The sequence below is a fragment of the Bianquea renquensis genome (genome assembly GCF_014384895.1).
GTDB lineage: Bacteria > Bacillota > Clostridia > Lachnospirales > Bianqueaceae > Bianquea > Bianquea renquensis.
Map to the genome: position 1 here is coordinate 71,075 of NZ_JACRSQ010000002.1, position 26,541 is coordinate 97,615.

General features: G+C 49.6%; 28 protein-coding genes and 1 pseudogene. 23 read left to right on the plus strand and 6 right to left on the minus strand.

The window, feature by feature from the left end:
• Positions 1 to 5 precede the first annotated feature (5 nt).
• Positions 6 to 1,466, minus strand: a complete 1,461-nt coding sequence (locus H8730_RS01810; RefSeq protein ID WP_177718650.1) for a nicotinate phosphoribosyltransferase — start codon at positions 1,464 to 1,466, stop codon at positions 6 to 8.
• 130 nt (positions 1,467 to 1,596) lie between these two features.
• Between H8730_RS01810 and H8730_RS01815 the strand changes: the two genes are divergently transcribed.
• Both H8730_RS01815 and H8730_RS01820 read left to right on the plus strand, forming a co-directional pair.
• The gene (locus H8730_RS01815) at positions 1,597 to 2,466 is read left to right on the plus strand and encodes an MBL fold metallo-hydrolase (RefSeq protein ID WP_177718648.1); all 870 of its coding nucleotides are present in this window, start codon (positions 1,597 to 1,599) and stop codon (positions 2,464 to 2,466) included.
• Positions 2,467 to 2,566: 100 nt separating this feature from the next.
• Positions 2,567 to 3,850 (plus strand): FAD-dependent oxidoreductase, encoded by a 1,284-nt coding sequence (locus H8730_RS01820; protein ID WP_177718646.1) that lies wholly within the window; start codon positions 2,567 to 2,569, stop codon positions 3,848 to 3,850.
• 64 nt (positions 3,851 to 3,914) lie between these two features.
• Here the strand turns inward: H8730_RS01820 and H8730_RS01825 are convergent, their stop codons facing one another.
• On the minus strand, positions 3,915 to 4,670 hold the full coding sequence (locus tag H8730_RS01825) for an exodeoxyribonuclease III (protein WP_177718643.1): 756 nt from the start codon (positions 4,668 to 4,670) through the stop codon (positions 3,915 to 3,917).
• 208 nt (positions 4,671 to 4,878) lie between these two features.
• On the opposite strand from H8730_RS01825, the gene H8730_RS01830 reads away from it, so the two are divergent.
• Together H8730_RS01830 and H8730_RS01835 are read left to right on the plus strand one after the other, a co-directional pair.
• Positions 4,879 to 5,436, plus strand: coding sequence for a CDP-alcohol phosphatidyltransferase family protein (locus tag H8730_RS01830; RefSeq protein ID WP_177718641.1), 558 nt, complete (start codon positions 4,879 to 4,881; stop codon positions 5,434 to 5,436).
• Positions 5,436 to 6,194: a DUF8091 domain-containing protein gene (locus tag H8730_RS01835; protein ID WP_177718639.1), complete on the plus strand. Its 759-nt coding sequence runs from the start codon at positions 5,436 to 5,438 to the stop codon at positions 6,192 to 6,194. Before H8730_RS01830 ends, H8730_RS01835 begins: the two co-directional genes overlap by 1 nt.
• Here the strand turns inward: H8730_RS01835 and H8730_RS01840 are convergent.
• Entirely contained in the window at positions 6,176 to 7,174 is a 999-nt protein-coding gene (locus tag H8730_RS01840; RefSeq protein WP_177718637.1) for a dipeptidase, read from the minus strand. The genes H8730_RS01835 and H8730_RS01840 overlap by 19 nt on opposite strands.
• Before the next feature lie 144 nt (positions 7,175 to 7,318).
• On the opposite strand from H8730_RS01840, the gene H8730_RS01845 reads away from it, so the two are divergent.
• The 13 genes from H8730_RS01845 to H8730_RS01905 all read left to right on the plus strand — a co-directional run bounded on the left by H8730_RS01845 (position 7,319) and on the right by H8730_RS01905 (position 21,607).
• A complete protein-coding gene (locus H8730_RS01845) occupies positions 7,319 to 7,825 on the plus strand; it encodes a putative ABC transporter permease (RefSeq protein ID WP_177718635.1) in 507 nt (168 codons plus the stop codon).
• Between the two features lie 136 nt (positions 7,826 to 7,961).
• The gene (locus H8730_RS01850; protein WP_177718633.1) at positions 7,962 to 8,918 is read left to right on the plus strand and encodes an aldose 1-epimerase; all 957 of its coding nucleotides are present in this window, start codon (positions 7,962 to 7,964) and stop codon (positions 8,916 to 8,918) included.
• Positions 8,919 to 9,164: 246 nt separating this feature from the next.
• On the plus strand, positions 9,165 to 10,730 hold the full coding sequence (locus H8730_RS01855) for a LysM peptidoglycan-binding domain-containing M23 family metallopeptidase (protein ID WP_177718631.1): 1,566 nt from the start codon (positions 9,165 to 9,167) through the stop codon (positions 10,728 to 10,730).
• A 133-nt stretch (positions 10,731 to 10,863) separates the two neighbouring features.
• Positions 10,864 to 11,562, plus strand: a complete 699-nt coding sequence (locus H8730_RS01860; RefSeq protein WP_249289230.1) for a response regulator — start codon at positions 10,864 to 10,866, stop codon at positions 11,560 to 11,562.
• Positions 11,563 to 11,630: 68 nt separating this feature from the next.
• Positions 11,631 to 13,472, plus strand: coding sequence for an ATP-binding protein (locus H8730_RS01865; protein WP_177719643.1), 1,842 nt, complete (start codon positions 11,631 to 11,633; stop codon positions 13,470 to 13,472).
• Between the two features lie 169 nt (positions 13,473 to 13,641).
• Positions 13,642 to 14,313, plus strand: a complete 672-nt coding sequence (locus H8730_RS01870) for a BglII/BstYI family type II restriction endonuclease (protein WP_177719644.1) — start codon at positions 13,642 to 13,644, stop codon at positions 14,311 to 14,313.
• 2 nt (positions 14,314 to 14,315) lie between these two features.
• Entirely contained in the window at positions 14,316 to 14,987 is a 672-nt protein-coding gene (locus H8730_RS01875) for an MT-A70 family methyltransferase (protein ID WP_177719645.1), read from the plus strand.
• 31 nt (positions 14,988 to 15,018) lie between these two features.
• Positions 15,019 to 15,561 carry a hypothetical protein gene (locus H8730_RS01880; protein WP_177719646.1) on the plus strand — a complete coding sequence of 181 codons (543 nt, stop codon included), beginning with the start codon at positions 15,019 to 15,021 and terminating at the stop codon, positions 15,559 to 15,561.
• A gap of 33 nt (positions 15,562 to 15,594) precedes the next feature.
• Positions 15,595 to 17,010: a hypothetical protein gene (locus H8730_RS01885; protein ID WP_177719647.1), complete on the plus strand. Its 1,416-nt coding sequence runs from the start codon at positions 15,595 to 15,597 to the stop codon at positions 17,008 to 17,010.
• A complete protein-coding gene (locus tag H8730_RS01890) occupies positions 17,007 to 17,873 on the plus strand; it encodes a hypothetical protein (protein ID WP_177719648.1) in 867 nt (288 codons plus the stop codon). Before H8730_RS01885 ends, H8730_RS01890 begins: the two co-directional genes overlap by 4 nt.
• Positions 17,874 to 18,017: 144 nt before the next feature.
• Positions 18,018 to 19,307, plus strand: a complete 1,290-nt coding sequence (gene murA, locus H8730_RS01895) for a UDP-N-acetylglucosamine 1-carboxyvinyltransferase (protein WP_177719649.1) — start codon at positions 18,018 to 18,020, stop codon at positions 19,305 to 19,307.
• Complete coding sequence (gene rlmH / locus H8730_RS01900; protein ID WP_177719650.1) at positions 19,304 to 19,783, plus strand: 23S rRNA (pseudouridine(1915)-N(3))-methyltransferase RlmH; 480 nt, start codon at positions 19,304 to 19,306, stop codon at positions 19,781 to 19,783. Before murA ends, rlmH begins: the two co-directional genes overlap by 4 nt.
• Positions 19,784 to 20,212: 429 nt before the next feature.
• Positions 20,213 to 21,607, plus strand: coding sequence for a nucleotidyltransferase family protein (locus tag H8730_RS01905; protein ID WP_177719651.1), 1,395 nt, complete (start codon positions 20,213 to 20,215; stop codon positions 21,605 to 21,607).
• Here the strand turns inward: H8730_RS01905 and sigF are convergent.
• From sigF to H8730_RS01920, 3 genes and pseudogenes are all read right to left on the minus strand, one after another.
• Positions 21,604 to 22,344: pseudogene (sigF, locus tag H8730_RS01910) on the minus strand (RNA polymerase sporulation sigma factor SigF); the annotation flags it as partial. The gene H8730_RS01905 and the pseudogene sigF overlap by 4 nt on opposite strands.
• Positions 22,341 to 22,781, minus strand: coding sequence for an anti-sigma F factor (gene spoIIAB / locus H8730_RS01915; protein WP_177719653.1), 441 nt, complete (start codon positions 22,779 to 22,781; stop codon positions 22,341 to 22,343). The pseudogene sigF and the gene spoIIAB, both read right to left, overlap by 4 nt.
• A 13-nt stretch (positions 22,782 to 22,794) precedes the next feature.
• Complete coding sequence (locus H8730_RS01920) at positions 22,795 to 23,130, minus strand: STAS domain-containing protein (protein ID WP_177719654.1); 336 nt, start codon at positions 23,128 to 23,130, stop codon at positions 22,795 to 22,797.
• Between the two features lie 183 nt (positions 23,131 to 23,313).
• On the opposite strand from H8730_RS01920, the gene H8730_RS01925 reads away from it, so the two are divergent.
• The 6 genes from H8730_RS01925 to spoVAE are packed head-to-tail and all read left to right on the plus strand — an operon-like array spanning position 23,314 to position 26,465.
• Entirely contained in the window at positions 23,314 to 23,523 is a 210-nt protein-coding gene (locus H8730_RS01925) for a hypothetical protein (protein WP_177719655.1), read from the plus strand.
• Positions 23,489 to 24,157 (plus strand): stage V sporulation protein AA, encoded by a 669-nt coding sequence (locus H8730_RS01930; RefSeq protein WP_177719656.1) that lies wholly within the window; start codon positions 23,489 to 23,491, stop codon positions 24,155 to 24,157. The genes H8730_RS01925 and H8730_RS01930 overlap by 35 nt, the downstream gene beginning before the upstream one ends.
• Positions 24,154 to 24,591 (plus strand): stage V sporulation protein AB, encoded by a 438-nt coding sequence (locus tag H8730_RS01935; protein WP_177719657.1) that lies wholly within the window; start codon positions 24,154 to 24,156, stop codon positions 24,589 to 24,591. The genes H8730_RS01930 and H8730_RS01935 overlap by 4 nt, the downstream gene beginning before the upstream one ends.
• Before the next feature lie 34 nt (positions 24,592 to 24,625).
• The gene (gene spoVAC / locus H8730_RS01940; RefSeq protein WP_177719658.1) at positions 24,626 to 25,072 is read left to right on the plus strand and encodes a stage V sporulation protein AC; all 447 of its coding nucleotides are present in this window, start codon (positions 24,626 to 24,628) and stop codon (positions 25,070 to 25,072) included.
• 13 nt (positions 25,073 to 25,085) lie between these two features.
• Positions 25,086 to 26,096, plus strand: coding sequence for a stage V sporulation protein AD (spoVAD, locus tag H8730_RS01945; RefSeq protein ID WP_177719659.1), 1,011 nt, complete (start codon positions 25,086 to 25,088; stop codon positions 26,094 to 26,096).
• 12 nt (positions 26,097 to 26,108) lie between these two features.
• The gene (gene spoVAE, locus H8730_RS01950) at positions 26,109 to 26,465 is read left to right on the plus strand and encodes a stage V sporulation protein AE (protein ID WP_177719660.1); all 357 of its coding nucleotides are present in this window, start codon (positions 26,109 to 26,111) and stop codon (positions 26,463 to 26,465) included.
• Positions 26,466 to 26,541: the final 76 nt, after the last annotated feature.

Here is a 26,541-nt window from a genome sequence, read left to right on the forward strand (position 1 = left end):
CCACTTTATTCTTCCGCGCTGAATTTTTGAATCATAGCCTGCTTCAAATCATACAGAGACTGGGACAGATCCACCGGGATCGTCTGTGCGTTGACTAAGCGTTTGGATTCGGGCCGCAGGGTCGCCTGCTCCGCCTTGCAGTACTGCTGGATTTCCATCACTGAAGGGCGCGAGTACACCAGCTTACCGCCCCGAAAGATGGGGGTCAACAATTCTCGAAGCGTATAGGTGCCAGGCTTGAACCGCATACGCTTCCACGTATTCTCAGGGTCGAAAATTTCCAGCGGCTGCGATTCATCAAAGATCTCGTCCTCGAGGGCAATCAGGTCACCCCGGAGATAGCCGGTCTGCTTATCATAAATGCGGATAATCTTTTTGACACCGGGGTTGGTGATTTTCACGGCATTGTCGGAGAGCTTGATCTTAGGTTCCATGACCCCTGTGCCGTCATCCTCCGCCGCCAGCTTGTATACGCCGCCGAAAGAGGGACAATCCTTGGCCGTGATCAGGCGAGTGCCAACGCCCCACAGGCTGATTTGAGCGCCCTGGAGCTTCAGGTCCCGGATCAGGTACTCGTCCAGATCGCTGGAGGCGCTGATGATGGCATCGGGGAATCCTGCCTCATCCAGCATCTTCCGAGCTTCCATGGAGAGATAGGCGAGGTCGCCGCTGTCAAGGCGGATGCCATACATCTTGGAGGATACGCCGGCATCCCGCATTTCCTGAAATACCTTGATGGCGTTGGGTACGCCGGAGCCCAGTGTATCGTAAGTATCCACGAGGAGGATGCACATGTCGGGGAATAGTTCCGCGTAGGCGCGAAAGGCAGTCAATTCGTCGTCAAAACTCATGACCCAGCTGTGACTGTGGGTTCCTTTTGGCGCGACGTCGAAGAGCTGTGCAGTCAGGACATTGGAGGTGCCGATACAGCCGCCGATGACAGCGGCGCGCGCGCCTAGCGTGCCTGCATCCGGTCCCTGTGCACGGCGAAGACCGAACTCCATAACAGGATCTCCCTTGGCCGCCCAGACAACCCGGGACGCCTTCGTTGCGATCAAACTTTGATGATTTATGATGCACAACAGTGCTGTCTCAATGAGCTGGGCTTCAATGATGGGGGCCTTGACCCGGAGCAATGGCTCGCGGGGGAACGCGATGCTGCCCTCGGGGATTGCATCTATATCGCCTGTAAAGCGAAAGTCCTTCAGATACTCCAGAAAGTCGGCCTCAAAGATGTTCAGACTCTGCAAATATGCGATGTCCTCCGGAGAAAAGTGGAGGTTTTGAATATACTCGATAGCCTGGTCCAGACCGGCAACAATGGAAAAGGCGGCAGAAAATGGATTGTCGCGGTAGAATAAGTCAAACACGACGGTGCGGTCCTTTTTGCCATAGTGATAGTATCCCTGCATCATAGTCAACTGATATAGATCCGTCATCAAAGTTAAGTTTTGATCGGTAAACATCGGTTCGTTCCTTCTCTCTTCATGAAATCAAAATTTATTTGTCCCCCATTATAGCATGAATTCCAGGGCAATGCAACTATTTGACAGATGGAATCGGAAATCGTATACTGTGCAAAGGAGATGAATGTACATGAGAATTCAGGTTCTAATTGAAAACGGAGATATTGAACGTCAATGCGGCGCACTACATAAAGAGCACGGTCTGTCTCTACTCTTTCACAGAGATGGACGGCAGTATCTGTTGGATACAGGGGATACGGGATACTTTTCGCAGAACGCAGAAGCCATGGGGCTGGACCTCGCGCTGTTAGATTCCGTGATCATATCCCACAACCACCACGACCATATAGGCGGATTGGAAGAACTATTCCGCGTGAATCCACATGTCCAGGTTTGGCTCCGGGCGGAGGCGAAGGGTGAGTTTTACGCGGAGGATGTCGAGGGCGAGTACCGGTATATCGGAGAGCAGAAGGGATTGTTTCAGAGATATGCAGGGCGGTTCCTCTGGCTGGAGGAGGACTATGAGCTAGCGCCAGATCTTTGGCTCATGGGAATTCCATTCCAAGATCCGGACTTCGTCTGCCAGGATCACAGCTTGCGGGAAAAACTGGGGGACCAGTATAGACAAGACCGTTTCCTCCACGAGCTCTTTATCGTCGCCCGAGAAGAGCAGGGGCTTTGTATTCTGAGCAGTTGTAGCCACAGCGGAATCGTCAATATCGCCCGCGCGGCGCGGTGGCGGTTTCCCGAGGATCCCATTCAATGTATCGTCGGAGGATTTCACATGCAAAGAGTGTCAGAGCCTGAATCCCTGAACTGCTCGCCAGAATTCGTTGACCGGACGGCGCAGGAGCTAGACAGGCTGGCGGCGGAGAGCGGAAACCCAGCCTTGCAAGTTTATACGGGGCATTGCACGGGGGTGGCTGCGTACCGGCGACTGCGATTGACCTTTGGCGATAGGTTACACAGCCTGGCGCCGGGGTTGGATTTTGAGGTGTAAGCCCCCAGAAGAAATGCCATCTATAGATAGCCGATACCCATTTCTAGTAAACCACCATGAGGTAAATTTTGAAGACTGACAGAGGATAGGAGGAAATGAAATGCTGCTACAGGAGGAAGTACACCAGCGGGGACAGTATGACATCATCGTTGCCGGCGGCGGCGTGGCGGGAGTCGCGGCGGCGGTGTCGGCGGCAAGGCTGGGAAAGAAAGTACTGCTCATTGAAAAGAGCATGAAGCTGGGAGGCCTTGCAACACTTGGCCTGGTGAATCTTTTCGTCCCCATGTGTAATGGAAGGGGAAAACAAATTATTTTCGGGATGGCGGAGGAATTGTTGCGGGTATCGCTGCGCTACGGGTATGGCGATGTGCCGGAACAATTTGAAAATGGCGCGATTCCAGAGAAGATTTTGGAGCAATACCGGCAGAGGAAACAGCTCCCACCGCGATATATGGCGCATTTTTCTCCAGAAATCTTTGCGCTTGTGCTGACGGAGTTTTGCCACGATGCGGGAGTCGAACTTCTCTTTGATAGTATCCTGTCCCGGGCGGTTTTCAACCCAGAACAGCAGGGAATCCTGCGGGAAATTGTAGTGGATAATAAGTCCGGAAGGGAATCCTATGCAGCGGATATGTTTGTCGATGCCACCGGTGACGGCGATTTGCTGTATTGCGCTGGAGTGCCGACCCAGAGTCGGGGAAACTATCATGTATATTATGGGCGCAAGGTCACGCTGGATACCTGCCGGACAGCTCTGGAGACCGGCGACATCGGACGGGCGTTCACTTCGGCCTGTGGTGGAAACGCTAGCCTTTACGGCAAAGGACATCCAGAGGGGATGCCGCTGTACAATGGCGCCGACAGCGCGGATGTGACCCGATATATCATTGCCAATCAGTTGGAGATGCTGGAAAAGCTCAAAGGTGAGAATCGAAAGTCCCGTGAGGTTGTCACTCTCCCGGGAATGGCACAGTTTCGCACGACACGCTGTATCGACGGAGAATACACCCTGAAGGAATCCGATGCGTATCGCCATTTTGACGATTCGGTGGGGGCCATCTGTGATTTTGACCGGAGAGATTACCTCTTTGAGATCCCCTTCGGAACTCTAGTGAAAAAGGGATTCCACAACCTGCTGACTGCCGGGCGGTCGGCGGCTGGCGAGGGATATGCGTGGGATGTTCTGCGCGTAATTCCCCCGGCCATCATCTCCGGGCAGGCGGCTGGAGTGGCCTGTGTCCACGCCCTTGAAGAAGAAAAGCCCATATGGGATGTGGATATTGCCTCACTTCAGGAAGAGCTGAGCCAGGAGAATGTGACGATTCACTTCGATGATGCCGACGTGCCGGAGTACAGCGAGGATATCCACGAAAACAACGATTGATCTACTATATAACCGATGATACAAACGGTGGATTATGTGGCGTGATCGGAAGGATAGTGACGTATTACAGGTCCATCTCCAGCCCAATGGGGCAGTGATCGCTGCCGGGGATCTGGGAGTAGATTGTGGCTTCGCGGATTCCATCTTGTATCCGGTCGGAGACTAGAAAGTAATCGATGCGCCATCCTATATTCCGGGACCGGGCCTGTCCCATGTAGGACCACCAGGTATACGCGCCCTCGCGGTCCGGATAGATGTGCCGGAAGGAATCAACAAATCCTTGACTCAGCAATTCTGACATTTTTTCGCGTTCCTCGTATGTAAAACCGGAGTTGCCAACATTCGATTTACAATTCTTCAGATCGATTTCCTGGTGGGCTACATTCATATCACCACAGACGATCACCGGTTTGCGTTTATCCAGGGCGAGGAGATATGACCGAAAGGCGTCCTCCCATTCCATTCGGTATGGCAACCGCTCCAGATCGCGCCGGGAATTGGGGGTATAGACATTGACCAGATAGAAGTTTGCCCATTCCAACGTGATTACGCGCCCCTCCTGGTCGTGGACTTCCTGGCCGATACCATAGGAGGCGGAGAGAGGCTCGTGTTTACAAAAAATTGCGGTGCCAGAGTACCCCTTCTTTGCGGCAAAGTTCCAATATTGGCCATATCCTGGCATATCCAGGGTGATCTGTCCCTCCTGAAGTTTTGTTTCCTGGATACAGAAACAGTCGGCGTCCACCGCCCTAAAAAAATCTTGAAAGCCTTTCCCCACAGCAGCCCGAAGTCCGTTGACATTCCATGATACAAATTGCATATACGATCCACTCCTTTTCCGTACTAGTATACCAGAGATTTAACCTCAGCGCCAGTGCTTTACCATGGAATTCCCGGCATATTTTGGGGATTTAGCGAAAGGCTTTTTTCTGGTTTCGTATCATGAGAACCTTGAAATTGCCGGAAATCTATGATATGATTAAAACCATAGTATATAGAGGAAATCTTAAGAGAAAAGGGGAAGTCTCGTGAACGACAAAAGTAAAAGAATCTTTACCATTCCGAATATTTTGTCGATGATTCGAATCCTCTTGATCCCTGTATTCATCGCGTTGTATATGAATGGATATGGGCTTCAGGCGGGGATTATTCTTGTAGTATCAGGGTTGACCGATACAGCGGACGGATACATAGCTAGACATTATGACCAGATCACAAACATTGGCAAGGTGTTGGACCCCATTGCGGATAAATTGACGCAGGGAGTGACTGCCATCTGTATGTGCATCCGGCATACCTATATAATACCGCTCCTATGTCTACTGATTGTCAAGGAACTATTTATGGGCGTTGCAGGTCTTGTTCTCCTTAAGATAAAGCACCGTCCCTTTGGCGCCTGCTGGTGGGGCAAGGCGGCAACGATCATTTTCTACCTGTTCATCTGCATCAGCATTATCTTTGAAGGCAAGATATCGGAGAATGTAATGCGGGCTATGGTGCTGGGGACAGCCATCGCGCTAGGATTTTCCCTGGTCATGTATGTTTTAAAGTATATCAAGATATTCCGAGGCGAGGAAGAGATCTAGTGGAACAGGAAGAGCGCTTTGAACTGGCGCGCCTGCGGGCACAGAACGCCCTGGCGGCGAAGAATGAAATGGGAAAGGGAATCGGCACGCAGATGGAGCGAACGCTGCACTGCGTGCTGAAATATTATATAGAGCCAGATGAGAGCCGGCACGAGGTTCGTGTGGGAACTTTTATCGCGGATATTTTTCAGGCGGAGCAGAATCGCATCATCGAGATCCAGACTCGAAACTTCTCGGCGCTGCGGCAGAAGCTATCCTATTTCGTACAGGATCATAAGGTTACCGTGGTCTATCCCATCGCCAGGCAGAAATGGATGAGCTGGGTTGACCCGGCGACGGGGGAGATGAGCGGCCGGCGCAAAAGTCCCAGGAAGGGGGAACCGTGGGACGCCCTTCCAGAATTGTACCGCTTGGCCCAGCTAATACAAAGTCCGAACCTAAGCTTTTATTTGATGCTGCTGGACATGGAGGAATACCGGCTTCTGGATGGCTGGAGCGAGGATAAAAAAAAGGGATCCCATCGGATGGAAAGGATCCCTCTGCGAATCGATGAAGCGATCGAGCTGCGCGCGGGCCAGGACTACGGGAAGCTGTTGCCCGCTTTCTTGCCCGACCCATTCACGAGAAAGGATTTTATAAAAGCCACCCGGCTTTCCCCCAAAAAAAGCAGTTTTGCGCTGACCGTTCTCCTGCGCATGGAGGCCATACGGCAATCGGGAAAAGAAGGGCGCGCCTTCCTCTACACCCGTGAAGGCTGAGGCAGCACAGCCTCCAGAACTCTCGTCACATTCTGGAGGGCGATCTTGTCAATGTCGCTGGAGGTAAACCCTGCTGAAGCCAATTGCTCCAGCAGAATGGGCATATCTTGGACGCCCGAGATTTCAAGTTCCCCGCTGATGCCATCGAAATCCGAACCGATGGCAACACAGTCGATTCCGCCCACATTGGCCAGATGTCTTGCATGGCGGAGTAGCGCGGCTATGGTGCTCCGGGGAGCTCCCCCTTCAGGGGCAGTTTCTAAAAAAGAAGGACAGAAATTTAACCCGATAACCCCGCCGGCGTTGCCCAGGGCCCGAATCATATCATCCGTCAGATTGCGAGGATGGGGACAGAGGGCGCGCGCGTTGGAATGGGATGCGATAAAGGGCTTTTTCGCAATTTTCTGCACATCCCAGAAACCACCGTCGGAGAGATGGCTGACGTCCACCAGAATCCCCAGCTCATTCATGCGGAGCACCGCCTCTTTTCCAAAATCCGTTAGGCCGCGGCTCATCTCAGCGGGTGAGGTGGAATTGGGATAGCCAAAACAGTTGGCGTAATTCCAAGTCAGGGTGATCAGGCGGATTCCCATTGTAAAGAGGCGATCTAGATTGTCAAAGGAACCGTCCACCAGGCGGCCATCTTCCACGGTTCGTATGGCGCTGGCACATCCATTGTGAAGATTTCGCTGGAGATCCTCCGCGGTTAAGGCCAGGCCAATGCGGTCTGGTTCCAAGGCTAAGGCCTGATCGAGGAGCAGGCAGGCATCCTGGACACAGGGAAACTCGTGGGGATAGCCGGCAGCGGCAAGCCGTTCTACGGGCGGTAAAAAGATAGCAAAGAACTGAATGGCGGCGCCCGCTCCCAGAAGTCTGGTCAGATCCAGATGTCCCTGATTTCTCCACAGATGTTCGGGCGATAGGCCGTTTTGAGTTAAGACCGATAGCAGTGTATCGCAGTGCAAGTCCGCAAATTTCATGTTGGCTGCCTCCCTATTGGTATCGATAGTATGAGTGTACCGGTTTCGCGCTGGAATGTCAAGAACAATCGCCTTCCTTTTCCAGCGTTACATTTCCTAAATTCGCATAGACTAATGTCGAAATAAGGTTTTAGGGGGTGTGTGATGCATCGCGTACATTTGCGTATTGCCGGTCGGCCCAGCAGGCTGCAAAATAGTCTGCGATTTTTAATTTTATGGATGATCACGGGAATGCTATACTACACAGTGGAGGGTATCTGGAGAATCGGAAATGGCGGTTGGGCCAACATTGTGATGCTTCCCATTGGAGGACTTTGCGGTGTTTTAGTAGGAAGTCTTCACAAAATTCCGCGTTTTTATTCCATGCGGGTTATAACACAAGCGCTTCTCGGAACTTGCATCGTCCTGACAATCGAACTTTTGACTGGGATTGTGCTCAATCGATGGCTCGGCTTACAGATATGGGATTATACCGGGCAGCCAGGCAATATCATGGGGCAGATTTGTTTGCCCTATGGTGTCTTATGGTTCGCCATCATGCCCTTCACCATCTGGCTTGAAGACCGGTTGCGGTGGAGTCTGTGGAGGGAGGGATCGCCCTATTCACTGGGGGATATCTACAAAAAACTTTGGACTGGCGGCCGTTTATAAGCTTGTCTATTCCATATAGATGTGGTACAATCGACAGATGGAGACAAGCATTTGTGCCGGAGCGCCACAAATGCCTTCAACGCAGAGCCAAACTTGAACTTTCACCTCACATAAGCGCTCCGGAATGGAGGATATCATGATAAACCAGTCAGTTGGCCTTACGGACGCACTTTGGTCTGTCAAGGCAGGTGGCTATGAGGCCAAGATTTTGCCGGAGATCGGGGGAAATCTGATCTCACTAAAGAAGGGTGATGCCGAGCTGCTGCACCAATACGACACCTTAGAGAGTATTGCGCAGAAGCCCACCTGGTACGGGCTGCCTGTCCTGTTTCCGCCGAACCGCATTGAGGACGGCGTCTTTACCTTCGATGGACGGCGGTATGAGTTTCCGCGCAATGAAGTGACGCGGAACAATTCGCTTCATGGCTTTCTGCAGGATCGCCCGTGGAAGCTAGCGGTGGTGAAGGACAGTGACGGGGAGGCGCAGGTCTGTCTTACCTATGAGGCGAGGGAGGACTCGGATTTCTATCCATATTATCCCCACCTGTTTACAGCCCAAATCCTGTACACCCTCAATCATGAGGGGCTGACGCAGGAGTTCAAGCTGCGCAACGATGGGACAGGTAAAATGCCCTTTGGGTTGGGCTGGCATTCCGCTTTCCGCGCGGCGCTGGATACCACCATCCAGGTCTCAGTGGACAGCAGAATTGTCATGAGTGAGAGAATGCTGCCGACGGGGGATGTGCTGGCGCTGTCAGAGGATGAAGAAAAAATGAGAACAGAGGGACTGTCGCCATTTTACGCGGACCTGGATGGTCATTTTACATCGAAGCCATTGGAGGGCAATTTCCACGGAGCGATTATCACGACGCCGAGCTTGGGAATCAAGACATGGTATGAAGTGGACTCCGTGTATAAACATTGGATGATCTGGAATTGCGAAAGAGAAGGAAGTTTCATCTGTATTGAACCGCAGAATTGGAGAGTCAACGCGCCCAATCTTCCCCTTTCCCAGGACGAATCCGGTATGGCCTCCCTATTACCAGGAGAGAATTTTGTGGCGAGAGCGAAAATATGGGCCGAATGTCTGTGATTTTTCACGACAAAAGATTACATTTATATTACAATTTGTAACACAAATTTCAGCGTTTTTTTATTGTGCTAGGCGAAGAAATCCTTTTATTATGCGGGATTCCTTCGCTTTTTATTATGCGGCGCCTTGCTGTTGCCATTGGCAATTATAGAAAAACCCCCCTTTACATTTTTCGATATTTTTGGTAAAATGATTGAGTTGTTACAAAAGTATTAAAAATGTTTCGCCGCTCAGGAGGCTTTATCTATGTTCGAGAAGTGGAAACAACGAGGGATGGGATTCGTTCGCGGACTGTTGAAGCAGTATCGTGTTATTTCGCTGGTTTTCGTCGCGGCGGCGGTGGGCGCCGCAGGCTATTATGTGGCGACGAGCGGACAGTTCGCCCCGTTTCAAGAAAAAGTTTGTAAAAGTTTCGATTTAAATATGAGCGCTTATGAGGTCTTTGTGGATGGGCAGAGCGTGGGGATTGTGGAGGAGGCGGACTCGGCCGGCCAGGTTTGGGTTCAAGTTGTCTCCGAAATCAATTCCGGGGAGATTCATTACCAAATTCCCAATACCCTTTCGATTGAGGAAGTGGAAGCGAAGCCCTCCTCGTTTATAGAGCCGGACAAGCTGGAAACTCCCATACGTCAGGTTGTGAAATCCAAACTGAAAGATCTGTCTGTGAGCGCCTATGTTTTAACAATCGATGGCAAGGAGCCGATGACGTTTTCAACGAAGGAAGAAGCATATGCCCTCTTAGAAATGTTAGGACAAGCCTATGTGCCAGAGGGATCAGTGGTTGTCTGTAATGGCATCTCCGAGGGCACGGCGGAGTTTCTGCTCATCGATAAGGAATCCGATAAGAGGTTATCCGCGCTGAGCGCGGCTTCCATGGAGGACTTGGCGGAAACCGCTGCCGGGGAGGATCAGGACGCGACGCAGCTGATCAGCTTGTCCCTTGGGCAGTCTGTCCAATTGCAGGAGGCCTATGTAGACCAGAGTGCCATGACCACCATTGAGGACGCGTACGCAGCGTGTATGGAATTGAAAGAGGAGGAGCAAGTCTACACGGTGCAGTCCGGTGATTGTATCGACAGCATCGCGTACAACCATGGCATGACCATTCGAGAACTGTTGGCCATAAATCCTGAGTATAGCAGCGCGGAAGATGTGATCCACGCGGGCGATGAGTTCGTTATATCGCAGTCTGTTCCCAGCGTTGATATCCAGACGGTAGAGCGGATTTCCTATACGAGGGAGGAGGCACAGCCCATCACCTATGTGGAGGATGACAGCCAATATGAGGACTATTCTGAGGTGCTAGAGGAAGGCGCCCCAGCTGTCATCCAGGTTGAGGCTGACGTCCATAAGCGCAACGGCGTTGAAGAGTCCCGGGAGGAGATCAGTACCGCCGTGGTCTCCGAGGCGGTTCCGAAAGTGGTTAAGATTGGAACGGTGCCTCGCCCCCAATTTATTTGGCCCACCAGTGGCTACGTCTCCTCAGAATTTGGAAGACGCTGGGGCAGACAGCACAGGGGGATTGATATTGCGAATTCTAAGGGGACGGCAATCTACGCTGCCTGCTCTGGAACTGTTACCTTCGCAGGTTGGAAAAATAGCTATGGATATGTCATCGTCATCAACCATGGGAACGGATATGAGACATGGTACGCCCATAATAGCTCTTTGGCAGTTTCTGCTGGCGATTCCGTGAAGCAGGGACAGTATATCGCCGCCATGGGCAGCACGGGAAATAGCACGGGTCCTCACTGTCACTTTGAAATTCACGAGAATGGTTCCATCGTCAATCCTAGAAAATATCTCGGGTAGCACATTGGATGCGGAGCAGAATAAAAAGCCCCTTTTTCTAAATAAATGAAAAAAGGGGCTTTTCGAATATTCTTTTTTTTGTTACAATAGTAGAGAGACGATACTGGGGATCTTTGGAGAACGGAGGTAGGCTATGCACGAAAAAGTTTTAGTTGTGGACGATGAAAAGAGCATTGTAGATATAGTCAAGTTTAATCTGGAGAAGGAAGGATATCAGGTGCTGACGGCTGGGGACGGCAGAGAGGGTCTGGAGCAGTTTGAGCAGAACAATCCAGACTTGATCCTGCTGGACGTGATGATGCCAATCATTGGCGGTTTTGAGATGTGCCGAAAGGTGCGGGAAAAAAGCAATGTCCCTATCATCATGCTTACGGCACGGGCGGAAGAGGTGGATAAAGTTCTAGGCCTTGAGCTGGGCGCTGATGATTATGTGACCAAGCCTTTCAGCATCCGAGAGCTGATGGCTCGAGTCAGGGCCAATTTGAGGCGCACAGCCACCATGAGTGCGGCGCCTGAGCAGCAGGGACAGGATCTCAGCGCCGGCGATCTGAAGATTGATATGGACCGCTACGAGGTAACGAAGCGGGGCGAGGTTGTGGAGTTGACGCTGCGTGAACTCGAATTGTTGAAATTCCTCATGGCGCAGAAGGGTCAAGTCTTCTCAAGGGAATATCTCCTGGAGAAGGTGTGGGGATACGAGTACTATGGGGATGTCCGGACAGTTGATGTAACGGTTCGAAGGCTTCGGGAGAAGATCGAGGATGTGTCGGGAACGCCGGAGTATATTTTGACGAAACGGGGAATCGGGTATTATTTCAATGAAAAGGTGTGAGCGATTCGTCGCTCACACCTTTGAGAATCCAGTGCCTCAAAATCCACAATAAAGAAGTGGGGGAAACTGTGGGAAGTATAAAATGGAAGCTCGTGCTTCTGTATGTGATTTTAGTCGTGTTTGTCATCGTCATCAGCGGTGTCTACATTGTGGTCAACATTCAACAGAGCGAATACAACGACACATACAAGGAGCTTGAATACACAGCCAAGAGGATAACGGAAACTTTGATGATGGCAGGAACGGATGAAAACAAGACTGTCACGGACATGTTCAAGGATGTCATCTCGGCTCTTATGTTGGAATCCATCAATATGGAGAGCAAATATATTTATTTGCTAGATGAAAATGGGAATGCCATCTACTATCGGGACGAACCATTATCGGCGGCTGACCGTTCTTCTAGGACCATCATAGATGCCATGGACGGGAAGACGACCACGAAGCTGTATGTCCATCAGATCAGTGTGCCATTGGGGGATGGGAGCCCGAACACGGTTACAGTTGGGGACTATGCAGCGGCTTTTCATGTCTCCGAGGCTGGGGGTACTGACAAACTCTACATTCTGTTTCTTCGCCAGTCTATGGCGGAAGTTCAGGAGACGATGAAGAACACCACCATGATCATCATCGCGTCGTCGATCATTGGAATTCTAATATCCGGCGTTCTGGCATATTTTCTGGCCAGCAGCATTTCGAGGCCGATTCAGCGGCTGACGCGCAAGACGCAAGAGATGGCCAAGGGAAATCTGGATATCACAACGAAAAAGATGCTTCCACACGCGCTGGAGGCGCAGGATGAGCTGGACGAGCTGGAAAATAATTTTAACTATATGGCGCAGGAATTGAGCAAGATGCTGCGGGAGGTTAACAGTGAGAAGAATAAACTGTCCACAGTCTTCGCCCATATGGCGGACGGCCTTGTGGTGTATGATCTTAACGGCAATGTGATCCACTTCAATCCAGCTGCGAGACGACTCATGGGGCGCCGGATTATGAAGAGTTCCTTCTCCCAGATCTTCTCCCCTCTGAGCCTGGAAGCCCTTTTACAGCGCGGCAATGACACATACTCCCAGATGATTCAGTTTCAAGATTCCTATATTAATGCGGTGTTCGCCGCCTATATGGATGAGGAGCGTCAGTCGGCTGGGCTTATTGTGGTGCTACAGGACATGACAGAGCAGAAACAGTTGGAAGAGATGCAGAAAGAATTTGTGGCTAATGTATCCCATGAGCTCCGCACGCCGATTACGACGATCAAGAGTTATGTTGAGACACTGCTGGACGGGGAAGCGCAGGACCCGGAGATTCTCTCCAATTTTCTGGGGGTCATCAATAATGAGTCGGACCGGATGGCGGGGCTGATAACGGAATTGCTTGAGCTGTCGAGGATTGATTCCCGGCAGGTGAAGCTGAAGATAGAATCCGTCAATCTGGCGCAGCTTGTGGAGGACAGCGTGCTGCGCCACCAGATCCACGCGGAGAAAAAATCTCAGACGCTGCTCTATGAGACTCCTGATGTGGAATGCTGGATTCAGGGGGATCCCAGCCGAATGGAGCAAGTCTTCCGCAATCTGATTATCAATGCGGTTAAATATAGTCCTCCGGAGGCCACGATTCGGGTTGGCATCCGAGTGGATGAGAGTAAGCGGCAGGCCAGAGTGTATGTGCGGGATAACGGGATCGGGATTGAGCCCAAAGAGCGGGACCGCATATTTGAACGGTTCTATCGGGTGGATAAAGCGAGGTCTCGGTCCATGGGCGGCACAGGCTTGGGGCTTTCCATCGCAAAGGAGATTATGGAGCTGCACGGCGGTTCGATTCAGGTGGATAGCATCTATGGCAAAGGCAGCACCTTCTGGCTGACCTTTCCCTTCGAAAGCAGGAGGGAAGACATGGAAGAAAAGTAAAAGTTACGTCATGAATTTGTAACGTTTGATGGATATAATAAAAATAGTGCGTCTGAAATTCTCAAAGTTCGATTGATGGATGTCACAATAGCAGAAGCTTTCCGCTTGTTATTCTAGTATAATTTTGCTGAACTTATACTGTTATTATAATATGGAAGAGAGGAGCAAAATGAAAGAAGTAACCCAATATATAAGAGAAAACTTGTTGGAGAAATTTGAGTTTCAAAGTTATGGACATGCCTTAGAGATATTGAGCGAAGCGTTTCCAACAGAATGGAATGAAATACAAGACAGTTTAGAGCGGTTGTCTATTTCGATTGACGATCTGAGAGCCGCGGGCGGCAATGAAACTGCGATACCCAAAAAATTTGATGATGTTTTATATCCATTAGGATGGCGAGAGATTAGGATCACAGGCGATTTATTAGTAAAGCTATATCCACGGAGGGCAAATCAAAGGGGGCGCTTTGCAGAGGAGCCTTTCCATGAGAAAACAATTGAGGGATATATAGATGGACATAACATTGACTTTATTAAAGATAAGGTCGCTTTTGACTTAGAATGGAATAGTAAAGATCAAACCTTTGACCGCGACTTATTGGCAATGCGAACTTATTTTGATTGCGGTTTGATCGAAGTTGGAATAATCGTAACCAGATCAAAAGAGCTAAACGATGTTTTCAAAGAAATTACAGATAAGAACGGCAAGCCGCTTATACCAAAGTATGGGGCAAGCACGACTTGGTTGGGAAAATTGGAGTATAGGCTAAAATCCCGTAGAAACGGCGGTTGTCCAATTTTAGCTATTGGCATTAAAAAGCCTTGTGTAGAGGGGTATTAACTATGGAAAAGACAGAACTCGAACTCACGATAAGAGATTTTAGAGGCTTTACCGCTGGCAAGACATATAAAACCATTTATGCAGATCCTCCTTGGCAGTTTCAGAATCGAACGGGCAAAGTGGCGCCAGAGCATAAAAGGCTTACTCGATATGGCACAATGAAGTTAGACGAAATAAAACAATTGCCTGTTTCGGAAGTAGCAGACGACAAGAGCCATCTGTATTTATGGGTTCCCAATGCTTTATTGCCAGAAGGTCTAGAAGTTATGAGAGCATGGGGCTTTGAGTATAAGACGAATATTATTTGGGAAAAAGTCAGAAAAGATGGTATGCCAGATGGCAGAGGAGTCGGCTTTTACTTCAGGAATGTGACGGAAATGCTTTTGTTTGGAATCAAAGGCGATAAGAATAGAACATTAGATGCGGGAAGATCACAAGTAAATCTAATAAGAGCAATGAAAAGGGAACATTCGAGAAAGCCCGATGAATTTATCCCTCTAATTGAAAGTTGTTCGTCTGCACCTTTTTTAGAGTTGTTTGCAAGAGGAAATCGAGAGGGTTGGGATATGTGGGGCAATCAAGCCACAGAAGACTATGAACCAACGTGGAACACATACGCAAATCATACAATCGCGGCAAAGGATCATCAGCAAGAGTTGGCGGAAGTCCAGTGATATAGTATTAATATCTTGGGAGGAACATGGGATGGAGCATGGAGCAGGAGGCCGGATACATTCAACAGGCTTTATGGTCATGGCGGTGCTCATAGGCACCCTATTTTTACTCAACTGTTCCAGGGCAGACACTGTGGCGCCTGAGCAGCAAATCCAGACGAAGCTCAGCGCTATCTATGGCGAGAGGTATCGGGACGCCCAGTGGAGGACGGAATCTCTGGAATCCATTGCGTTCCAGCGTGAATTTGTACAGCCGGTTGAGTATACCTTCACCGAGCAGATCACATTAGTCGGCGAAGCCGCAGCGGGCACAAGTGTAGCGGTGTGTGTGTATACAGTCGATGATCAGAACGCGGCGGAGATCTGGTATCACGCAGAATATGCCGTGGGAGCGTCTGGCATTTTTCAGGAGAATATTACACTGCCCCGGACAGGACGCCAGTATCTGATGATTCTTGCAAGCCGGGATGGGCATTCAGAGGGAATCAATTACGAATTTTACCGAAACAGTGAAGAAGTCTGTAGACAGCTTCTAGGCTATACGCTGAATATCTATGCGCGGTTCAAATCGTAACCGTGACTTGCACGGAGGGAGGCGGATATCCATATGAAGATGCCCCATTTACAGAAGCAAAAGGTAAAGCGAAGCGGATATATCGCCGTTGTCGTATGTCTGATTCTGCTGAGCATTGCACAAGTCTACCAGTTGTGGCAGACTTCCTATTCAGAGGGACGTTTGAGTAGACCAACGACCCAAGATCCGCCCAGGGATACGTCAGCAAATCTTTTGGAGCCAGTCTCCATCTATATTTCCATGGGAGCGTCGGATGAAGGGCGGTATGGCAATGTGAGCCGAAATGTGCAGTACTTTTCACAGCTTTTTTCCAGTTCGTATTCCCTTCTGCAGGTTCTGCTTACCCAGGAGGATAGCGCTCTGGAGGAGGTGAAAGAAGAGGACTTGCCGTGGGATAAAGCAGTCTGTGTTTATCGCTATGCCTTTTCCATGGATTCCCGCTTGGTTGAGGCGCAACTATCCACGAACCTGGGAAAGTCTTTTTCTTTCCAGGAAGTTTGGATTTTGCCTGCGATTACCATGGCGGAGGAGCCATATTGTTATTTTCTCGATTGGGAATCGGGAGCATACTATCGAATTTCTGGGAATGTTCACCGGAGGCAGGGAACTGTTCAAGCCTTTCTGGAACAATTCACGGGAATCAACGAGTTGATTTCAAAAGATTACATTTCTTCCAAAAGAACTCTTCCAAACCGCTTTGCAGACAATGTATTTTTGAAGGATAAAGAGAGCAAGATAGTCTTGTACGACGTCTCACTCTCGGAACCTTTTCTGACCCAAGATAAGGTGCTGGATGAAAATGCGGCGCAGCGCTATGCCATGCATTTTTTTCAGCATCCCGACATGGTGCGCCAGACGGCAGATGAGAATGAGATTTTGTATGCAGATGAGAAGATAACATTGAAGATTCAAAGCAGCGGCCTAGTTCAATATGTGGAAACGCTGACAGACGGCGATCGTGCTTCCGTATCGCTCAAGGATGCGTATGAGCTAGCCTGCGGTTTTTTGAGAGAGGACATCGAGGCCGATGCAAATCGTGTCTTTGAAACGTATCTCTGCGGCTATGAGGAGGGGGACAATCCCGACAGCTATTCATTTTACTTTAATTATCGATTTAACGATATCCCTTTTGTGATGGACTCCCAAAGATTGCAAGATTGGAAGATGCAGGCTCCGGTTGAAATCTATGTCGAGGGCTCCAAAGTGCGTGCCTATAAACGCTATATCGTAAAAAAAGAAATGACTCCCTACCACATGATTGAGCTTCAAACCTCCTACATTCAGGCGTTGGATATGTTTTTCGAATCCTACCCCAATTGGTCAGACCAGCGGCTGACAGATTTTACACCGGTCTATCAGCAGCACGGGGACCAGGTTTCCCTGATTTGGATGATGGAGATGAACCAACAGCGCTATTATGGCTGGAGTGGACAGGAGGCAGGTTCATGAACTGGAAAAACATACGATTCGTCTTGCTGTGTCTGCTGCTTCTGCTCAATGTGTCCCTGTTCATTTTTAACCGGTATCAGGAGATCCGCAATTATACGGTTCCGCAGGAGCGTATTGATGGGATCCGGGGCTTATTTGAGGAAAATGGAATCTCCATCAACGTGTCCTTAAATAGAAAACACGATCCAAAGCCTTGGTTGAAAATATCGCTAGCGGATGAGGATACGTTGTCGGGCATCATCACATCCTATTTTGTGGATGGGTTTCAAAAAGTGTATTATGTGGATAATATGATGGCGCAGTTTACCAAGGATTCCGAAGTCTTCGTCATGGATTATCAAAATAGCAGTATCGCCTACACAAATCAGAGCAACAGCGAGGAAGATGAAACTGTCCAAAGCTTATCTGCCAGTGACGCCATCCGATTTACAGAGGAATTTGCGGAGCGGTTGATAAAGGGGGACATGGAGATGATTCTGGACAGCGCGGTGCAGCAGGAGGACGGCCGGTATAAGGTTACGTTGAGCCAGCGCTATAAGAACACGCAACTCTTCTTTAATCAATTGGAGGCGGTCGTCGGGGTGAAGGGTATTCATACTGCAAAGTTAACGTGCTATAACGTGGAGGGGTATACTAAGGAGAAGTATTATACGTATCCCGTTGACGAGGTACTGTACTCCTGTCTTACACAGATTACGGCGGAGGGTGATAGTATTCCCGGCCTGAGTGTAGACGATATTCGGTATGGGTATGATTTTTCTGGCAAAATCGATAGCAATCTGCGCTCCTCCTTGTTTATGAAAGTTTTTTTGTCCGACGGAAGGATGTATAAAATCAATCTTATGTACAATACAATACAATGATTGCAAAAAAGGTTGCCTTTTTCCCAAAAGGTGATATAATGATAAAGTAATTTTGTATTTTTTATTAAGATTCTGAATGAGATTGCCGCTAGTGGCAATGATTAATATTGAATAAAAAAAGAGAAAACGCTAGAGGTGCAAAGTATGGAAAAGTTATTGATTCACGGTCAGCGTCCGCTTTGCGGGCAAGTATCGATTAACGGGGCGAAAAATGCGGCGCTCGCTATCATAGCGGCTTCGCTGCTGGCGGATGATATCGTTACGCTTGAGAATATTCCGGACATAGATGATATTAAGAATTTAGTGATGGTGCTCGAAAAGATGAATGTTCGGACCACGTATTTGGACAAACATACGCTGAGGATTGACAGCAGGTATATGAGCAACGGCTGCGCAGATTCGGAGAATGTGCGGAAGATGCGAGCTTCCTACTATCTTCTCGGCGCGCTTCTGGGGAGATTTAAATGCGCGCGCGTCGCGTTCCCTGGCGGATGTGATTTTGGGGTCCGTCCCATCGACCAGCATATCAAGGGGTTTCAGGCCTTGGGCGCTGAAGTGGATGCGAAGGGGATCATCAGCATTCAAGCCAGAGAATTGCGGGGAGCCAATGTGTTCCTGGATATGGTCACAGTGGGAGCTACCATCAACATTATGTTGGCGGCAGTCTTGGCAAAGGGTACCACTGTGATTGAGAATGCGGCCAAGGAGCCCCATGTTGTTGACACTGCGAGTTTCCTCAACAGTCTGGGGGCAAACATAAAGGGCGCTGGCACTGATGTTATCCGCATTAAAGGTGTTCAAAAGCTTCATGGTTCCACATATGCGATCATTCCGGATCAGATTGAGGCTGGCACGTATATGGTGGCAGCCGCCATCACCAAAGGTGATATTACGGTGAAGAACGTGATTCCGAGGCATATGGATGCCATTTCCGCCAAGCTGAAGGAAATCGGGGCTTCCGTTATCGAGCGGGATGAGGAGATCCGTGTGATTGGCTGTGAAACGATGAAGCCTGTGAAGATCAAGACGCTCCCGTACCCGGGTTTTCCCACGGATATGCAGCCACAGATCACGGCGCTGCTGTCTACGGTGCCGGGAACGAGTATCATCAATGAAAGTGTCTGGGACAATCGCTTCCGCTATGTAGAGCAGCTGAAACGGTTTGGCGCGAATATCGATGTGGAGGGCCGAATCGCCGTGGTGGATGGCGTGGACAACCTAGTTGGAACCGAGGTGGAAGCGGTGGATCTGCGGGCCGGTGCCGCTATGGTGCTAGCCGGGCTTGCCGCGCAGGGAGAGACATATATCAACAATGTCACATTTATAGACCGGGGCTATGAGCAGCTGGTCAATAAATTGAACGCCATGGGAGCATGGATCGAGCGGATTGATTCCGATACGCCCATCCAAATTATGCAGGAAAAGGTAATATGAAGATTACGATTCTTGCGGTTGGAAAGTTAAAGGAACGATTCTATAAAGACGCTGTGGCAGAGTATGTCAAGCGTCTTTCTGCATACTGTATACTGGATATTGTGGAGGTCGCAGATGAGAGGACGAAAGAAAATCTTTCAGAGGCTGAGCGGGAGATAATTTTGGACAGAGAAGCGGACCGCATACTCGAGCGGATTCCAGAGAAGAGTTACGTCGTGGCCCTGTGTATCGCAGCGAGACAGCGCAGCTCTGAGGAGATGGCCGAGTGGCTGGCAGATCGGATGAATGGGGGAAACAGTCACCTAACATTTCTGATCGGTGGTTCCGTCGGGCTGTCGGCGAGAGTGATCCAGCGCGCACAGGAGCGGCTCAGCTTCTCCCCCCTGACATTTCCCCATCAGCTTATGCGGGTCATCTTGGCAGAGCAGCTGTACCGCTGGTTTCGCATTCTAAGAGGAGAGCCGTATCATAAATAATATCCTGTAAATTGGGGGAGCCAATCCTTGAGACCCCCGCGTCGATGAGGGTGCTTGGTCACAAAATGGCCGCTTTTATCATTTGGCAAGAAACTATAAGTCTGTTACAGGTCGGATACGGATTCTAAGGCTGAAAAGGATTTGGATTTGGCAATGTATAGTACTTTTCTGCCATGCTTAGAGTGCCGTGTGTGTCCAAAAAAACCGTTAAGATCCATAAATATCAGTCTGTTTCTGGTTGTCATAATATTATAAAATGGCAGAATGTTCTATGGAGTATCATTTTATCGTCGTTCACAATATTAATATTCTGCCAAATCTCATATGGAGGATGAGATATAGAAACAACCCTGATGGAGGGCGGTCCGGATGCGAGTATGTACCATTATGTTGAGCGGGATCGTATTAAAATAGAATAGGATGAATTGTATGAAGAACACACAGTTACCAATCTTCGATTACATAGATGAGGTCATTGCCATACGCGAGGCAAAAGAACCGATTTACCGGCGGGCGGCGCAGGATCTGGCCGATTTCTTTCGGAGCTCTCTTTTTACCAAAGTGCAGGATGAGATTTTGGAGATCCGGACCCGGGTCAAGGCGCTGGACAGTCTGCGGGAAAAGATTATTCGAAAGAAATTTTATAAACAATTCAACCGGCCAGAGGATGTGCTGCTCAACTTGTCCGACCTCATCGGCGTCCGGATTCAGTGTCGGTTTAAGATAGAGGAGGAGGAGATTTTCAGCTTTTTAAAAGAAGTTATGACGGAGGTCGGCTCCGACGGGCTGTATTATAGTCGAACCAACCCCGCCGTACGGCTGGAGCTAGCGCAGGATCAGCCGCAAGTGCAGACAAATGGATTTACAATCTATAGAATCGACGGGTTTTACGCCGTCGGGGAGGAGGTCGTAAGGTTCGAGCTCCAGATTAAAAGCATGGTCTCAGATTTCTGGGGAGACATCGAACATAAGTTGATCTATAAAAACAATAACTATTTGATGATGGATCAATTTCTCAAGGAGCTCATGTCCTCGGTCTACGAATCGCTTTCCGTGACAGACCGGCAGCTCTATCTGATCAATGATCGCCTGGGCGGCGGCAGCAATGCGTATGTCGGCGCAGAGAGAGAATCCATGAAGGCGTTGATTGCGAAGACGTTAAATGATTTATTCGTGGAAAAGATGGATACATCCATGGGATTCACCGTGGATTTCAAAGAGACATGCGAGATCATAAGTATATATTACATGGTCTGCCGGAACGTGGAAAATCAGGAGGATTTCAGCAAGGCATTTCTGGAATTGTTTCAGCGGCTCAAAACCATCCAAAAACAGGATATCTCCTTCCGGGAACCCATCAGCATGGAGGGTGAATTTCGACCCTGGAATCGTTTTTCTAAGATTCTGGGAGAGCGGCTGTTGGCGCTGATTAACCAGGATTTTGAGTGGAACCTATTTTTCCGCATTTTATTTCTCATCGAACCCGGCAACAACATGGAAGATTTCTGTGTCTTTCTTCACGTGATGCAGGATCAGACCCTGTCCCTTCTGATGGAGTCAGAACTCAACGATCGGCTGGTGGACCGGCTGGGGGCCAGCGCCGCCCAGCGTTTCCACCAGGAGGTCGAGGAGATTTGCGCCTACGTGTTAACGGATCTTGAGGATATTCGAATCATATACACCAGAAACGTCAATCAGGTGCGAGATGTCTTTTTGCAGTTCGTCTCGGAAATTTTGGACAACCCCGACTCCGTTGAGGAGTGGAAAGGCGATAAGGAATCCGTTCTGGAAAGACTGGAACAGGCGATTCGCGGGATTTTCTAGGAACCTAGCTTTTCGCGCATCTTGCCCAAAATTTTCTTTTCAAGGCGTGAGACCTGAACCTGTGAGATGCCGATGATTTTCGCCACCTCCGCTTGGGTTTTGTCATCATAGTAGCGCATCGTGATAATCTGCTGCTCTTTTGGGTCGAGCTGCCGGATATAATTTCGAAGGGAGATGGTCTCAATCATGTCCTCCTCCCCGTCGCCGCCATCGTGTACCTTATCGATGAGGTAGACCGGGCTGCCATCCCCTTCATGTATGGTTGTATATAGAGACTCCACCGGAACGCCAGATTCCAGCGCCAGGGTGATTTCCTCCGGACTCACGCCCATCTCGTCGGACAGTTCCTGGAGAGTGGGAGGACGGTGGAGCTGGCTTTCGAGTACTTCGCGGGTCTGGTGGATTTTAATCGAGAGCTCTTTAAGAGTCCGACTTACCTTGATCATGCCGTCGTCCCGGAGAAATCGTTTAATCTCACCGATGATCATGGGAATCGCATAGGTTGAAAATTTGGTTTCAAAGGAGAAATCGAATTTGTCTACCGCCTTGATGAGGCCAATGGAACCGATTTGAAACAGATCCTCCATCTCATAACCGCGGCCGGTGAATCTCTTGACGATGCTCCAGACCAATCCCACATTCTCTTCCACAATCAGGTCCCGCGCCGTATGATCACCACTGCGTGCTTTTTTAATGAGCTCCAGTGTACGGTCCATATTGACACCTTTCCTTTCTAGAGATCGGCCGGAGAACTCTGAAAGGTTTTCGTCATCGTAACGGTCGTACCCTTGCCGAAGGTCGTCTGTACATCCAGGGAGTCCATAAAGGTCTGCATCATGGTAAAGCCCATGCCAGACCGCTCCAGTTCAGGTTTTGAGGTGTAGAGTGGTTCCATGGCGAGCTTGACGTCCGGGATCCCTTTCCCGTGATCCTCCACCGTGATGGAGGCGGTCTGGCCATTCAATGTGCAGGCGACGTAGATGACGCCATCCTCATTCTCATAGCCGTGAATGATGGCGTTGGTCACCGCCTCGGAGACTGCAGTTTTGACGTCTTCAAGTTCTTCAAGGGTTGGATCTAACTGTGTGATAAACGCAGAAACCGCTACGCGCGCAAAGGCTTCGTTTTCGGACCGGCTGGTGAATTCCACCTTCATATAATTTTGTCTGTTCATCTGTGTATCCTCCTTAGAGCAACCCTAAAGCGCTTGGTATATCCGGCGCTTTTTTTAGTATTTTATACAAGCCTGACAGGGAAAAGATCCGGTCCAGTTGCGGAGAGATATGTGTCAAGATTACTTGCCCGCCGAGAAGCGAAGCTTTTTTGTATCGGCCCATGATCAAACCGATACCGGAGCTATCCATGAAATCAATTTTATGAAAATCAAAGATGATATGAAGTGCTCCTTGTTGGTTATATTCATCGTCAATAATATGGCGTGCACTTTCACAAGTATGATGATCCAATTCACCTGTAATGGAGACGATGAGGCAAAGTCCCTCACGCCGACACTGTACATTCATATAGACCCTCCTATGCGATGGAAAAATATACCATAATTGTAATCGATTTGGGACAAACTTTCAACACAAAACTTTCGACAGGGGAAATCGACATAATGAGACGTCCTACTTTTACCAGTTATATTTTGCCGGAAATGGCGGAAAATACAGACGTAAAGGATTAACAAAAAAGGGGTTTTTTCTATGAAAAAAGTTTTCCTATATATGCATCGCTTTCTTCTATTCACGGCCATAGCCGCATTAGCACTCCTTATCGTCCTGGGGATCTGGCGGGACGTGCAGGCAGGACGCGGCGGTGAGGAATTCCAGCCGCAAAAGGGGCAATTTGTTATGCGAATCCAGGATCAGGAGGTACAGTATGCCGCAAACACAGACAATTTATGTGAAGGCTAAAAAACAGGCCAAGATCGTGAGAAAACGGCAGATCACAGTTGGCGACGTGGCTGACCTGGAAGGCGATCCTGTCCTTGTCAGCAAGATCAAGGACCTGACGGTAACGCAGCTAAAAGCCAAGGAGAAGCATTCGGTTCTGATTACGATCCTGGACATCGCCAAAACCATTCGCCAGAATACGGAAAATGTGTCCGTCGTCAGCGTGGGGGCCAGTGATACCATTATTTCGTATAAGCCGGACGCGCAGCGCCCGGGTCCTTTGTTTGAGGCGCTCAAGATTCTATTTGTATGCTTTATTCTCTTTTTTGGCGCCGCGCTGGCTATTATGACCTTCCACACAGATGCAGCGGTTCCCGATGTCTTCGTCCAGGTCAATAAAATATTTACTGGGGAAGAAGTGACCCGCCCCGTTTTGCTCATTGCATCGTACTCCATTGGAATCGCCGTGGGAATTATCGTTTTCTTTAATCATTTCAATAAGAAAAAAATTACCGATGACCCGACGCCGGTGGAGGTGGAGTTTGCCTCCTATCAAAAACAGGTGGATGAGTGCATGGTGGATATTCTCAGCGACCAGGATGATTTTGGGCAGGGAATCACCGGCCAAGATAGCGCAAAGGTGGATACGAAATGACCAGCTTTTTCAGTGTCGCGGCGAGAATTCTCATCGGATTTGCCAGTGGCCTTGTGATCTCTGGCGGTGTGTTTGCCTTTATCGTCATTATCGGAATTGTCCCCAGGCTAGCGCAGAAGACAAGAACGGGCCGGTACATTTATCTATATGAAGATATGATTTCCTTAGGTGGAATTGCGGGAACCTTGACCATGCTCTTTGATGTGTCCATCCCCATATGGCAGGTGGGCAACATCCTCAGCGGTTTCTTCTATGGGATTTTCGTCGGCACGCTGGCCATCTCCATCGCAGAGGTATTGGACGTGATTCCCATTCTCTGTAGAAGAGTTCAACTTACAAAGAAAATTTCATATCTCATGCTCATGCTGGCGCTGGGCAAGTGCGCTGGCGCTCTGGTGTACTTCTTTATTCCGGGATTTATGCAGCTCAAATAAATAGATTCTATAAGTTTAGAAGAGGAGAATCAAAATGGATATTACGATGGAGCAAAAAAAGCAGTATCAAAAGAGGGTAGAGCAGGTCTGCCCCCAAACGAATCTGTTGACAGGATGCCTGAAAGCCTTTGTAGTAGGTGGATTGATCTGTGTGCTTGGACAGATGATTAACACCTGGATCATGAATTTTGGCGCGGATCGACAGTTGGCAGCTACGTGGACGAGTATTTCCTTGATCTTTCTTGGATCCTTTCTCACAGGCGCCGGTTGGTATGATAACCTGGGAAAATTCGCGGGTGCCGGGTCCATTATTCCCATCACAGGCTTTGCCAATGGAATCGTTTCCTCGGCTATTGAATTTAAAAAAGAAGGATTCATCCTCGGCCTGGGCGCTAAGATGTTTACCATCGCAGGGCCTGTGTTGGTCTACGGAGTTTTGGCTTCCGCGATTGTGGGACTGATTTCATATTTTGTAGGGTAGGAGGCGAGAGACAATGGGGAAACATGTTGGGAGACAGACGGTGGTGTTTGACCGCCCTCCGGTGATCGCTTCAGGAGCTAGCGTCGTCGGACCGAAGGAAGGGCAGGGACCTCTTGCATCCTATTTTGATGAGATCTGGAAGGATGAGATGGACGGCGAGAAGTCCTGGGAGAAGGCGGAGAGCAAGCTCATGAAGCGCGCCATCACCCTTGCCATTGAAAAGGCTGGGCTGAAAGAGGAGAACATTCAATATATTTTGGCTGGGGACTTGCTGAACCAGCTGACGGCGTCGCATTTTGCAATCCGCGATTTCTCGATTCCTTTTTTAGGTATGTATGGAGCGTGCTCCACCATGGGACTCTCCATGGAGGTGGGCGCAATGCTGCTTGACGGGGGATTTGCCGATTATGTGGCGGTCTCCGCCTCCAGCCATTTCTGTACGTCGGAAAAACAATTTCGAATGCCGCTGAATTATGGAAGCCAGAGACCCCTCTATGCAACCTGGACTGTGACGGGAAGCGGAAGTCTGGTTCTGGCGGCCAACGGAGATGGACCGCGCATTACCGCGGCCACAGCGGGCAAGATCGTGGACTATGGGATTAAGGACGCTTTCAATATGGGGGGAGCCATGGCGCCGGCTGCGGCCGACGTGATGAAGGCACACTTTCAAGATCTGAACCGGGGGCCGGATTATTATGATCTGATTATCACCGGTGACCTGGGATACTATGGGACGCAGCTGACGCGGGAGTTGCTTGAAAAAGAGGGATTTCTGCTGGATGAGCGGTACACGGACTGTGGAATCCAGATTTACGATAAGGAGGCACAGGATACCCATGGAGGTGGAAGCGGCTGCGGCTGCTCCGCTGTCACCATGGCAGGATATCTTCTCTCCGAGATTCAGAAGGGTGCATTTCATCGAGTGTTATTGATCCCAACCGGCGCGCTGTTAAGCCCTCTGAGCACTCAGCAGGGGGAGAGTATTCCCTGCGTGGCGCACGCGGTTGTCATTGAGAAGGAATAGGAGGAGTTTGCGATGGAGTTTGTAAGAGCATTTATCGTAGGAGGACTCATTTGTGTGGTGGGGCAGATTTTATTACAGCGCACGAAGCTGACGCCGGCAAGAATCGTCGTCATTTTTGTTGCGGCGGGGGCCATTCTGACGGGATTGGGATTGTATCAACCCCTGGTGGATTTCGCGGGAGCCGGCGCGACTGTTCCGCTGACGGGGTTTGGGTATACCCTGGCCAAGGGTGCCATGGAAGAGGTGCAAAGTTCCGGTATCCTGGGCGTATTTACAGGACCTTTTAAGGCAGCCGCCGGCGGTGTCGGCGCCGCCATCCTATTTGGGTATTTGGCGTCCGTATTATTTAACCCTCAATCAAAGAAGTAGATATGCCGTCGGAAGGGCAAAAAGATTCTCCAAATTTCTAATATTATTATTGACGTTACATCCAAAAGCTGATACC